10 protein-coding genes are annotated in these 12,196 nt (G+C 31.8%); 2 read left to right on the top strand and 8 right to left on the bottom strand.

What is annotated here, in order from left to right; genetic code table 11:
• Nucleotides 1–241: 241 nt before the first annotated feature.
• The 5 genes from P8K68_RS02990 to P8K68_RS03010 form a co-directional block, all read right to left on the bottom strand.
• Complete coding sequence (locus tag P8K68_RS02990) at nucleotides 242–2,509, bottom strand: aconitate hydratase (protein WP_300248060.1); 2,268 nt, start codon at nucleotides 2,507–2,509, stop codon at nucleotides 242–244.
• A 228-nt stretch (nucleotides 2,510–2,737) separates the two neighbouring features.
• Nucleotides 2,738–3,691, bottom strand: a complete 954-nt coding sequence (locus tag P8K68_RS02995; RefSeq protein WP_300248081.1) for a MoxR family ATPase — start codon at nucleotides 3,689–3,691, stop codon at nucleotides 2,738–2,740.
• Nucleotide 3,692: 1 nt separating this feature from the next.
• Nucleotides 3,693–5,069, bottom strand: coding sequence for a peptidylprolyl isomerase (locus P8K68_RS03000; RefSeq protein ID WP_366143725.1), 1,377 nt, complete (start codon nucleotides 5,067–5,069; stop codon nucleotides 3,693–3,695).
• 40 nt (nucleotides 5,070–5,109) lie between these two features.
• Nucleotides 5,110–5,961 carry a peptidyl-prolyl cis-trans isomerase gene (locus P8K68_RS03005; RefSeq protein WP_300248085.1) on the bottom strand — a complete coding sequence of 284 codons (852 nt, stop codon included), beginning with the start codon at nucleotides 5,959–5,961 and terminating at the stop codon, nucleotides 5,110–5,112.
• Nucleotides 5,958–7,916, bottom strand: coding sequence for a peptidylprolyl isomerase (locus P8K68_RS03010; RefSeq protein ID WP_300248087.1), 1,959 nt, complete (start codon nucleotides 7,914–7,916; stop codon nucleotides 5,958–5,960). The genes P8K68_RS03005 and P8K68_RS03010 overlap by 4 nt, the downstream gene beginning before the upstream one ends.
• 273 nt (nucleotides 7,917–8,189) lie before the next feature.
• On the opposite strand from P8K68_RS03010, the gene P8K68_RS03015 reads away from it, so the two are divergent.
• Nucleotides 8,190–8,426 (top strand): hypothetical protein, encoded by a 237-nt coding sequence (locus P8K68_RS03015; protein ID WP_300248089.1) that lies wholly within the window; start codon nucleotides 8,190–8,192, stop codon nucleotides 8,424–8,426.
• 191 nt (nucleotides 8,427–8,617) lie between these two features.
• Nucleotides 8,618–9,211 carry a phosphatase PAP2 family protein gene (locus tag P8K68_RS03020; RefSeq protein WP_300248091.1) on the top strand — a complete coding sequence of 198 codons (594 nt, stop codon included), beginning with the start codon at nucleotides 8,618–8,620 and terminating at the stop codon, nucleotides 9,209–9,211.
• Between the two features lie 63 nt (nucleotides 9,212–9,274).
• Here P8K68_RS03020 and P8K68_RS03025 read toward each other — a convergent pair whose 3' ends face one another.
• The 3 genes from P8K68_RS03025 to P8K68_RS03035 form a co-directional block, all read right to left on the bottom strand.
• Complete coding sequence (locus P8K68_RS03025) at nucleotides 9,275–9,505, bottom strand: DUF3820 family protein (RefSeq protein ID WP_300248093.1); 231 nt, start codon at nucleotides 9,503–9,505, stop codon at nucleotides 9,275–9,277.
• 44 nt (nucleotides 9,506–9,549) lie between these two features.
• Nucleotides 9,550–10,089 carry a DUF922 domain-containing protein gene (locus P8K68_RS03030; RefSeq protein ID WP_300248095.1) on the bottom strand — a complete coding sequence of 180 codons (540 nt, stop codon included), beginning with the start codon at nucleotides 10,087–10,089 and terminating at the stop codon, nucleotides 9,550–9,552.
• Between the two features lie 99 nt (nucleotides 10,090–10,188).
• Nucleotides 10,189–12,123 (bottom strand): LysM peptidoglycan-binding domain-containing protein, encoded by a 1,935-nt coding sequence (locus P8K68_RS03035; protein WP_300248099.1) that lies wholly within the window; start codon nucleotides 12,121–12,123, stop codon nucleotides 10,189–10,191.
• Nucleotides 12,124–12,196: the final 73 nt, after the last annotated feature.

Raw genomic sequence — 12,196 nt, forward strand, 5'->3', positions numbered from 1 at the left:
TTGTAAATATCCAAGCGCTAAAGAAATGGCTGCACATAACTGTGCAAAATGAAATCAATAATCAAAATATTATGAATATAGTCAAATCAGAATTCTATACTGAAACTTTTAAGGCTTGTTTTAAAATATAATTGGTATAACAGAAAGCCCGACCCTTGTGGTAACGCCCAAATAACAAACTTGATAAACAAAAAAAATCCAGCCGTAAAGCTGGATTTTAAATATATAATAGTATAAAAAACTATGCGTTTTGTTTCTTAATTAAATTAAGTGCAGAACCTTCGTTATACCATACAATTTGTGCTGCGTTGTACGTGTGGTTTAACTTAATGGTATCTTTAGAACCATCTTCATGAACGGCCTCTAGCGTTAATTGTTTTCCTGGAGCAAATTCATTTAAATCTGTAAAATTAAATGTATCATTCTCTTGGATTAAATCGTAATCGCTTTCGTTAGCAAAGGTTAGACCTAACATCCCTTGTTTTTTAAGGTTTGTTTCGTGGATACGTGCAAAAGATTTTACGATAACCGCCGCTACCCCTAAATGACGTGGCTGCATTGCAGCATGCTCTCTAGATGAGCCTTCGCCATAGTTATGATCTCCAACTACGATAGTTTTAATACCTGCTTTTTTGTACTCGCGTTGCACATCTGGAACACCACCGTAATCACCAGTTAACTGATTTTTAACAAAGTTTGTTTTTTTATTAAAGGCATTTATTGCTCCAATTAATGTATTGTTTGCAATATTATCTAAATGGCCTCTAAAACGTAACCATGGTCCAGCCATAGATATATGGTCTGTGGTACATTTACCAAAAGCTTTTATTAATAATTTTGCGCCAGTAATTGAATTCCCAATAGGTTGGAAAGGTGTTAATAATTGTAAACGCTCAGAATCGTCTTTAACAGATACTTGCACATGGCTACCATCTGCTTCTGGGGCTAAATAACCATTATCATCTACTGCAAAACCTTTTGGTGGTAATTCCCATCCTGTTGGCTCATCAAACATCACTTCTTGTCCGTCTTCATTGATTAACTTATCTGTTAACGGATTGAAATCTAAACGACCAGCAACTGCTATTGCAGCTGTTAATTCTGGTGATGCTACAAAAGCATGTGTGTTTGGGTTTCCGTCGGCACGTTTAGCAAAGTTTCTATTAAAAGAGTGTACAATACTATTTTTTGGTGCGTTTTTAGGGTCTGAATATCTTGCCCATTGCCCAATACATGGACCACAAGCATTGGTAAATATTTTAGCGTCTAGGTTTTCGAAAATGCCTAGAATCCCATCGCGTTCTGCTGTGAAGCGTACTTGCTCTGAACCTGGATTGATACCTAATTCAGCCTTCATTTTTAAGCCTTTATCTAAAGCTTGCTGTGCGATAGATGATGCTCTTGATAAATCTTCGTAAGACGAATTGGTACAAGACCCAATTAATCCCCACTCTACTTTTAAAGGCCACTCGTTTGCAGTCGCTTTTTCAGTCATTGCTTTACCAACTGTTGTTGATAAATCTGGCGTGAAAGGGCCGTTTAATAATGGGCCTAATTCTGATAAATTGATTTCTATAACTTGATCGAAATATTGCTCTGGATTTGCATACACCTCAGCATCAGCAGTTAAATGTGCTTTTACTTGGTTTGCAGCATCGGCAACATCGGCTCTATCTGTAGCACGTAAATAACGCTCCATAGATTCATCATATCCAAAAGTAGATGTGGTAGCTCCTATTTCAGCCCCCATGTTACAAATGGTTCCTTTTCCTGTACAAGACATTGATATGGCTCCAGGTCCGAAATATTCAACAATAGCTCCCGTTCCACCTTTTACAGTTAGAATTTCTGCTACTTTAAGAATCACATCTTTTGGTGCTGTCCAACCGGAAAGTGTTCCAGTTAACTTCACACCTATTAGTTTTGGAAATTTTAATTCCCAAGCCATACCTGCCATAACATCTACAGCATCAGCACCACCAACACCAATAGCCACCATACCTAATCCACCTGCGTTTACAGTATGCGAATCGGTTCCAATCATCATCCCTCCTGGAAATGCATAATTTTCTAAAACTACTTGGTGAATAATACCTGCTCCTGGTTTCCAGAAACCAATACCATATTTATTTGAAACTGACTCTAAGAAATTAAAAACTTCGCTACTTACATTATTGGCGTGTTTTAAATCTGTTGCAGCACCTTCTTTGGCTTGAATTAAGTGATCGCAATGTACCGTTGTTGGTACAGCAACCTTAGATTTTCCAGCTTGCATAAACTGTAATAATGCCATTTGAGCTGTTGCATCTTGACATGCAATTCTGTCTGGTGCAAAATCTACATAATCCTTTCCTCTAGTAAATGCCTCTGTAGGTTTTCCATCCCAAAGATGAGAATATAATATCTTTTCAGATAGCGTTAATGGTTTCCCTACAATCTCACGTGCTTTGTCTACACGTTCAGCCATTTTGGTGTAAACACCTTTTATCATGTTGATGTCAAATGCCATATAAAATATTTTAAGTTTTGGTTTTTTATAAAAGTAGTGCAAAATACGAAATTAATGTAAAGGTTTAAAAATAAAACGTGCAATACAATCTCGCTTTATATTAAATTATTATAGTTTCATTATAATTTAATATGATTTGATTTTTGATAGTAATTTTTATTGAAAATTGAAGATTTAATAAGGCCCTATAATAAAAGGCTAAAAGTTCTTACTAAATAAAGAAATTATTTAAAATAAACTTTTAATTATTTGTTCTTCTGAAATGCCTTCAGCTTCGGCTTTATAATTTTTTATAATTCTATGACGCAATATACTTTGTGCTACTGCTTGAATATTTTCAATATCTGGTGAAAATTTACCATGGATAGCGGCATGAGTTTTTGCTGCTAAAATTAAATTTTGTGATGCTCTTGGACCTGCCCCCCAATCAATATATGATTTTACAAGTTCTGGTGCTGCATCAGAATTTGGTCTTGTTTTACCAACTATTGAAACCGCATATTCTATAACATTATCTGCAACCGGAATACGACGGATTAGATGTTGAAAATCGACAATCTCTTGCGCAGAAAAAAGTGCATTAACAGTAACTTTATTATCTGTTGTTGTTGCTTTAACAACTTCCACTTCTTCTTCGTAAGATGGATATTCTAAATTTATAGCAAACATAAATCTATCTAATTGTGCTTCTGGCAAAGGGTATGTGCCTTCTTGCTCTATGGGGTTTTGCGTAGCTAAAACAAAATATGGTAAATCTAATTTATAATTATGACCAGCCACTGTAACAGATCGCTCTTGCATAGCTTCTAATAAAGCGGCTTGTGTTTTTGGCGGTGTTCTATTAATTTCATCTGCTAAAATGATATTCGCAAAAATGGGCCCTTTTATAAATTTAAAATGACGGTCTTCATCTAAAATCTCACTACCCAAAATATCACTAGGCATTAAATCTGGTGTAAACTGGATGCGTTTAAAATTTAAACCTAGTGCCTGAGCAATAGTATTAACCATTAAGGTTTTTGCTAAACCAGGAACACCAATTAGTAATGAGTGCCCTCCAGAAAATATTGAAATTAATATTTGAGAAACAACCTCATCTTGCCCAATAATAACTTTGGCAATTTCAGTTTTTAAAACTTTAAATTTTTTAACAAAGCCTTCAATGGCAGCTACATCAGACATACTAATTATTCTTTAACCAGTTACCAGAAAAATCACAATCTCTGTGTTCTTTACTAATTTTTATATAGGTATCTACTATTTTTTCATCTTGCCACTTTTCAATGGCTCTAATCTTCTTTTCTTCTAAAGCTAAGTCTTTAATTTTTAAAAAATCACGAGCATAATCTGCTTTATGATCTTCAACTCTACCAGTAACCATTAAAATTTTAAACTTGACTTTTCCTGTTCTATCTTCTTCCTTAAGAACCAAACTTACCTCACCGTCTTTTAAGTTTTGAATTTGAGCATAAAGTTCTGGATCCATCCTAGTTAATTCAAAATTATAATCTTGGGTTGTTGGATTTATTAACTGTCCACCATCATTTTTTGTTTCTTTTTCGTCACTGACTTCTTTTGCAGCATCAGCAAAAGAAATATCACCATCTATAATTCGCTTTCTGGCTTTTTCAAGTCGTTCTTTTGCATCTTGAATGGCTTTACTTGATACCTCTGGTGTTAAAAGTATATGGGCTACATCATATTCTTGTCCTCTAATTTTTTCTAAAGTAATGATATGGTATCCAAAGTCTGTTTTAAAAGGTTCAGATACTTCACCTACTTGTAATGAAAATGCCACTTGCCTAAACTCTTTAACCATTCGAGGTTGTTTTCGGTTTAGTGTGTATTTACCACCTTTACTTGCAGATCCGGGATCTTGAGAATATAGAACGGCTTTAGAACGGAAACTAGCACCTCGTTCTATAATATCTGCTTTAAACTGTTTTAAGCGGTCTATTATTTTTTGTGTTTCTTCTTCTGAAACTTGTGGTTCAGCTACAATTTGTGCTACTTTTAATTCTGTACCAAAAGTAGGTCGCTCATCTTCAGGTATTTTATTAAAAAAAGCTCTAACTTCTTCTGGTGTAATTTCAATTTCTTCAACAATTTTAGCTTGCATACGTTGCGCCAATAAGTTAGACTTATTAATTTCAAACATTTCATCTCTAAAACTTTGTTCGTCGTCTTTATTATAGAACTCTAAAAGACGTTCCATTGAACCATTGGTTTGTTGAAGAAACTGCTGAATTTGATAATCTACATTCTTTCTTATTTCAGCATCAGAGACAGGTAAACTATCTTGAATAGCATGATGTGCATAAAGTTTTCTTTCTAACATCAATCCAAATAATTGGCAATCATCAACACCATCAGCAGAGCCTCCACTTGCTTTAATTTGATCTCTTTCTTTTTGAATATCTGATTCTAAAACAATAAAATCGCCTACTACTGCTGCTACACCATCTACTTTTCTAGCATTTGTTGTATCAACAGAATCTACTTTTTTAGTGACTGCCTTTACTTCATCTTCAATAATCTCCTGAGCATAGGTGTTACTCACTGAAATAAAAGCTAGACATAGCGTCAAAAAACTTTTTATGTTAATCGTATATTTCAAATTGTTTGTTTTTAATGGCATCTTTAGTAATATCTTTTTCTAATTCCCTTATCAATTCTAGTTTTCGTTTGTTAATGACTATCTGATCTATTGTTGGTTTAACATATTCCAACGGTGCTGTATCATTTCTAACTAAAACATCATTTATTTGCATCAAATATACTCCTAATGAGTCTTGGAGTTGTACAAAATTAGATTTTTTTAACAGTTGATTTTTGTTTTCTGAATTTACTGCTGATATTTTCTTGATAACATGACTTAATTTAATCCAAATAGAATCATTAAATGAATACGATTTAAACTGAATAGAAATAGAATCTAACAATTTTTTGTCTTTTTCATTATAACGTTTAAACCGTTCTTTGATTTTATCATAATTAATGATATTTTCATCTACGTGAACATATCGAAACTTAAGAAGCTCTTCATTTAACTTAAAAACTTCTTTATTATTTTCATAATAGACTTGTGCTTCATCAATAGAAACTAAGGTATCTATGCTTCGGCTTACTAAGGCTTCAATATATGCTTTAGTATATAAATCATTTTTGTACTGTACAACTAACCTTTTAAAAGCATCTTGTTTTTTTTCGCTTAAATTCAATTTAGCGCCATCAACAAATAATTGTTGTGTAGCCCAACGGTTTATAAAATTTTGAATTGAAACTATGCTATCCTCCTTTGTGACTCCCTCTGAAACTAAGCCTTTAATATCATCTTCATAAAGATAACTTTCATTAACCCTAGCTATAGGGGTACCATCATCTGTTTTTTTTATAAAATCACATGAATATGCTAATAATAGTAATAACAGTATAAGACCTTTAATTCTCACTTTTTATTTTTTAGTTGCACTTTGATGCTTTCTAACACGTTTTGATTAACTTCTATTTTAAACTTTTCGCTTAAATTATTAAGCCAATTTTCTTCCTTAAAATTTTGGTAATCGTTAACTACATTGCCTTTAGATTCTTCAAAGGTTTTTTGTTCTTTTGGCAGAATGTCTTTGACCTTAACAAGAACAAATGCATCATTATGTTTATATATTTTTGAAATACCTTTATTAAACTCAAAATTTTCAGGGAGTGCTTGGTGTGTATCGTCCATTATATCAGAAGTAAAAATAACATCAATTTTATCATTACTATTAACTAATGATTTAATCCTATCAATTTCCATATCCTCAGTTAAAAGCTTTGATACTTTTCTAAGTGTTTTTTGTTTTGTTGAGGAGGCTACTACGGCATCAATTTGTTTTGGTTTTACATAATTTGCTTTGTTTTCTTCGTAGAATTTAGCTATTTCAATAGAATCTGTTTTAGCAGTATTCCAAATGGTGTTTTCCATAAGGTCGAATAACAATAAACCGTCTCGATATTCCGAAACTATGTCTGCATAATCTTCATTCTCAAATTCTAAATTGTCTTCTTGATATTTAATCAAACTATCATTTAAAAAAGCTTCATATTTATTAGACACTAAAGACTTTAAAGGTACTTTTATAGTTGTATCTCTCTGTGAATTGGCCAAGTACACACCAAAATCGTTATTAGAAAATTGCTTATTCCCTATTTGCACTAGGGATTGCTTGCCATCGAAATCTTTAGGAAGTTTCCAAGTTCTTTTAAAATAATCATCGTTTAAAATAGAAACAAAATAATCCAAATTAGGTTGTTCATCACGTATATTATATTTATTTCTAAGCTTACTAATCAAAGCATTATCAATTAATTTAGACCTATCATCTTTCTTAACCTTTTCTACTAATTCGGGCTTCATAGCATCAAAACTCGGTATGGGTTTCTTGTTGTTTAATTTTACAATATGCCACCCAAAATCAGTTTTAAAAGGCTCAGAAACATCTCCTACATTTTCTAAATTAAAAGCAACATCTTCAAATTCTTTTGCTCTTATCTGTCCGCTAGAAAAGGGTTTCAACTTACCACCATTTGGTGCTGAATTTTTATCATCTGAAAATTGTTTCGCTAAAGATTCAAACCCTTCACCTTGATTTAATTTTTTATAAATCTCTTGAATTCTAACCTCTGGCTTTTCTGCTAACGAATCTTCCTTTTTTTCAACAACCATTATATGAGAAACTGTACGCTCTCCTCTAGATTTACGTTTATCTAAGACGTTTATAATATGATAGCCAAAACGTGTTCTAAACGGCTCAGACACATCTCCAACATTGGTGTTAAAAGCAACACTTTCAAATTTATAAACCATTCTGAAACCTCCAAAATACCCTAATTTCTCACCAAAAACGGTTTTCCCATTATGCACTTTTTCTCTTAGATTTTCAAAACCTTCTTTTAAGGCTCTTTCGCGCAATTTAGTAATGTTATTATATGCAGCGAGTGTATCTTGTGGTTTTGCGTTTTCATCAACTTTAACCAGAATATGGGTGGCATTAACCTCATACGACATACGCTCATAAGCCTCATTAACCAATTCGTCAGTCACTTTAGAGTCTGTGATATAATTTTTTGCTAATTGTTTTTTATAGCTAGATAATTCTCTTAGGTAAGAAGGCTTTTCATGTAACCCTAAACTTCTCGCTTCTTTTAGCTTCAACTTATAGTTTTTAAAAAGCTTTAAATATTCATCAACATCTTTCTGAGATTCGTCTTGAACTAAATCTAAATTCTTGTTATAAACTCTTAAAAATTCTGAAGCATATACAGGCTCTTTAGCCACAGTAAAAAGGACATCTTTATGAACTGTTTGCCCATTTACATTTAACATATACGCTGCTACAAATAAAGTAAATAAATATCTTAATTTCATGTGTTTAAATTTTATTCTTTTCACTGGTCAGATGTCATGCGCTTATAAACATTTTAGTTGGTATCGGCTAAGTTGTAATGGCGCATTTCATGGAGTTATTATTTTTCAACGATTACAAAAATACTAATATAAAGCTATAATACAAGTTGTTTTACAAACGATTAAATAAAGTAATAATTATAACTATCAAACTTAAAAACAATGCATTAATCATATGACTTTTTCCTGTATATTTGAAGGTATACTAACTCATTCTATTTTAGATTAAATGATATGCGTAAATTAAAGTTAATTTGGGATTTCCGAGGCCCTAACGCCAGTAAAACAGCTGAACATCACGAAATTCATTTAAAAGAATTTATTAAATTACAAAACGTAAATATTACCATTACTGGGGTTGAACATGTGAACGACATGCACACTATGGCATTTTTAGTAGTTGATGAAGTACATATGAAACCAATTAGAGATGCTTTAAAACCGCACAGAGGTCAGGTTTATAATGAATAATTATATTGATTTAAATTACAATGACGTTGAAACAGGGCTAAAAAACTAAAAAACGAAATTGAAAATAATAGCATATTAGATAGAATAATCTATTATTAAAATGATAAAGTCAACTATTTTCTATTACAACAGAAAAATAATAAAATTGGCTATTTCGAGTTATTAAAAAAACGATTATCCACTAGTTTAAAATGTTTGTTAAAAAATTAATTAAATATTTTTCATGTTTTATTGGCATAATAATCTCTTTCTCCATTAATGCACAAACCCCAGAACTTGGTAATTCCTCTCATGAAAAATGGGAGTTTGTATTAGAAGATACTGGAGATATTCTACAAATGGCAATACCAGCAATTGCTGGATTAACCACGATACTAAAAAAAGACTGGAAAGGCACTAAACAATTTGCTTTATCTTATGGCACTGGTTTTATAGTAACGCACTCATTGAAAAAAATAGTAAAAAAAGAACTACCAGAAGGCCGAAATTTATTTGATGCTTTTCCTTCTGGACATACAACGTCTGCCTTTTCCGGCGCTTCTTTTATTCAACGTCGTTATGGATGGAAATACGGTAAGTGGGCGTATTTAGGAGCTGCTGTTGTGGGGGGTAGCCGTATGGAAGGACCAGATGGTTGGCACGACCATTGGGATGTTTTAGCTGGAGCTCTAGTTGGTATTGGAAGCACTTATTCATTTACGACGCCTTACGCTAAAGAATATTTAGAGATTGGTTTTATCTCACAAAACAATACTTATTTATTAGGATTACGCTATAAGTTTTGAATTCGAAAAACTTGAATTTACGAAAAAGATATACTGAATTTATAATGTAGAGCACTAAAAAACTCAGCGCTTAGGATACTGTTTCCTAATATTCCAAATTAACTCCTCCAAACCATTCAACTTCAATTCATAAACCTGCTCTAGCATAGTTCCAAGTTTGCCTTTAGGAAATCCTTTACTATGATACCAAACCACGTAATATTCAGGTAAATCTATAATATAACGGTCTTTGTATTTTCCGTAAGGCATTTTCGTATGTGCCAAGTCTATTAAAAATTGTTTATCAGGAAGCATTGTGGTTTTTGGTTGCTGGTTGTTGGAATTAAGTAATGATTATTTTAATTTAATTCATATTTTGAATAGGTTGAAAGTTCATCATTAATAAAAGTTTTCCATTTCGCCTGAGGTTCAAAATTTCTAGAATAATCAGTTTCATTATCATACTTTTTTTGCATCTGAGACAGTTCAGTATTAATGTTATTATGGATGTTTTTGAGTTGCCTTTTAATACTGTTTGATATATTTAATTGGCTAATTCTATATCTAAATTTCCGAGCGTATAATTCAGTAATATCAAAATGTAATTGTTCGTGCTGTAAAATATGATTATTAGCACGTTTCATTTTATACCAAGATTGTTCTGGATAAAAATGCGCATAAACATCAGTGGTAAAACTAACTACTTTATTTTTATCAGTTTGTTTAATAGAAAACCCAAATATAATTCCAGAAGCTGTTATAGCAACCGCACTACTATTAGTGTTAGGCTTAGCTTTAAAATCAGACCATGATAATTTATACGATGCATCCCAAGACAAAACAGATTCATCATTTTGAATACAAAAAAAACATAAGAATAAAAGGACTATTCTAACCACAAACTTAATATAGATTTAGTGAAGTCATCACTTTTCAATTAAAGAGATTATTTCGCGGTATTCAAAATAATGTAGAAATAAAACGAAACTCCTTAACCCTTATTGTTTTACTTCAACAATAATTAAATCGTCATATTTAACAAGGTAAACGGCGTCATTAAAATAACCACCAAAAAGTTTCTTTTTATAAGCAAACTTATTTTCAACATACGCTGTTATTGGGGTTTTATTAACTGAGGCATATAAATCCTCAGAAGACACTAAACGCAATACAACATCCATAGTTAAATCAAAACCTTTTACAGCTCTTTTATTAGGTGTTATATTGTAAAGTTTATCATACTTTTTCACAAAAGCATTATTATCATTTTCGCTATATTCTTTTGATGCTGTAGCAAAATGAAATTGTAAGTTAGATAAGTGCGTATTATTTATTTGCTCACCCTCAAAAGCCGAATTTATATTTGTAGTAACCAATATAATTTCTGGCGGATCTTCTTCTTTCTCAGGGTCTACATAATTATTCAAAGATGCTAATACACTGGTAACGTTAGATGCGTATCCTTCATTTTTAGTCTCTAAAAACACATAGTTTTCACCAGGTTTGAGTGCCTCTTCAATATCCTCTTTGGTTACAAAAAACTCATCTTTACCTTCTTTATTTTTTCTAGAATATACCAACTTAGCATGATTAAATTCTTGCTTAAGACTATTAGCAATAGCTACATTTCGAGTATCAGCAATCACAATTATATTGCTTTCCAGCGAGTCTGCTTTCACAAAATTTACAATCTTAGTTTTTAATAAATCATCATCAGGTCTAGATTGAAAAACATTATCGTACAATTTTAAATTAGTCCCAATTGGAGATATAATTGGTGTATTGTATTTTTTCAGTTCAGAAGCTGCTTTATCAAAGCTTGCTGGTGTTAAAGGTCCAATTACAGCATCAACACTTTCAAAGTTATTTTCCCTTATAATTCTTGATACTTCACTAACCTCGTATCGGGTATCATAAACATCAACTTTTAAGGAAATACCTAGAGATTTTAAAGAATCTATTGCCATTAAAACACCAGAATGAAAATCTAGAGATGCATTTAAATAAGGGTCCTTTTTTAAGCTCTTTTTTGTATCACTTATAGAATCAAAATCAACGCGATGTATTCTAAAAGGCAACATAACAGCAATGTGTTTAGTGGTATAATCCGAAATATTGCCTGTTAAATTAACAGCTTCTTCTTCAATACCAATAATAGCTTCAGCAGAATTACTATGCGGTATTTTTAAAATCATACCAGACTTTAAACCTGTTTCTTTTAGTCCAGGATTTAAAGCCTCTAATTCATGTTGCTCTAAATTTAATTTCAATTTCAAACGGTAAAAACCCTCTTTTGGTAAAACTTTGTAGTAGCTATAGGTATCGTCAATTTTATTTTGTGCATCTTTTTCTAAATTAGGGACATTAATAACATCACCAGCTTTCAAAACCTCAGTCATATCTGGATTTAAAGTTTCTAACTCATCAACAGTAATACCAAATTTATAAGCAATACGCCATTTGCCCTCTTTAGGTTTAACCGTGTACGTTTCATGAGTTGCAACATCTTCTACATTTTCAGTAATTTTATATTTAGGAATCTGAAGTCTATCTCCTTTTCGTAACGGATTAGCATACAAGAATGTATTATATTTCTTAATATCCTCCTCTTCAACATTATACTTTTTAGATAAGCTATACAGTGTTTCTTTACGTTTTGTTTTATGCTCCTTAAACCCCTGTAATTCTTTATTTATAGTAACCTTTGGTTTATTAGATTTTGATAAAGGAATAATCAAAACCGTATTAGGCTTTAATTCCTTTTTAGCATCTGGATTTAACTTATAAATATCAAAAACAGTTACAAAATAGCGTTTTGCAATAGCCTCGATAGTTTCTCCTTTTTTAACGTAGTGGGTACTAAAATTTTGTGCTCCAACCGTAGTAAAACCAAATGCTAAAACCAAAACCAGTACTAATAAAATTCTCTTCATGTTGTTGTAATCTGCTAACCTATAAATATAATAAAACCTGACTTACTCAATAATATACGTTCCATGCTGTATA

The sequence above is a fragment of the Algibacter sp. genome, assembly GCF_029245835.1.
Taxonomy (GTDB): Bacteria; Bacteroidota; Bacteroidia; order Flavobacteriales; family Flavobacteriaceae; genus Algibacter_B.

Coding starts and splice junctions, on each gene's coding strand:
- P8K68_RS02990 (WP_300248060.1), bottom strand. CDS start 2,509: ATGGCATTTGACATCAACATGATAAAAGGTGTTTACACCAAAATGGCT.
- P8K68_RS02995 (WP_300248081.1), bottom strand. CDS start 3,691: ATGTCTGATGTAGCTGCCATTGAAGGCTTTGTTAAAAAATTTAAAGTT.
- P8K68_RS03010 (WP_300248087.1), bottom strand. CDS start 7,916: ATGAAATTAAGATATTTATTTACTTTATTTGTAGCAGCGTATATGTTA.
- P8K68_RS03015 (WP_300248089.1), top strand. CDS start 8,190: ATGCGTAAATTAAAGTTAATTTGGGATTTCCGAGGCCCTAACGCCAGT.
- P8K68_RS03020 (WP_300248091.1), top strand. CDS start 8,618: ATGTTTGTTAAAAAATTAATTAAATATTTTTCATGTTTTATTGGCATA.
- P8K68_RS03025 (WP_300248093.1), bottom strand. CDS start 9,505: ATGCTTCCTGATAAACAATTTTTAATAGACTTGGCACATACGAAAATG.
- P8K68_RS03035 (WP_300248099.1), bottom strand. CDS start 12,123: ATGAAGAGAATTTTATTAGTACTGGTTTTGGTTTTAGCATTTGGTTTT.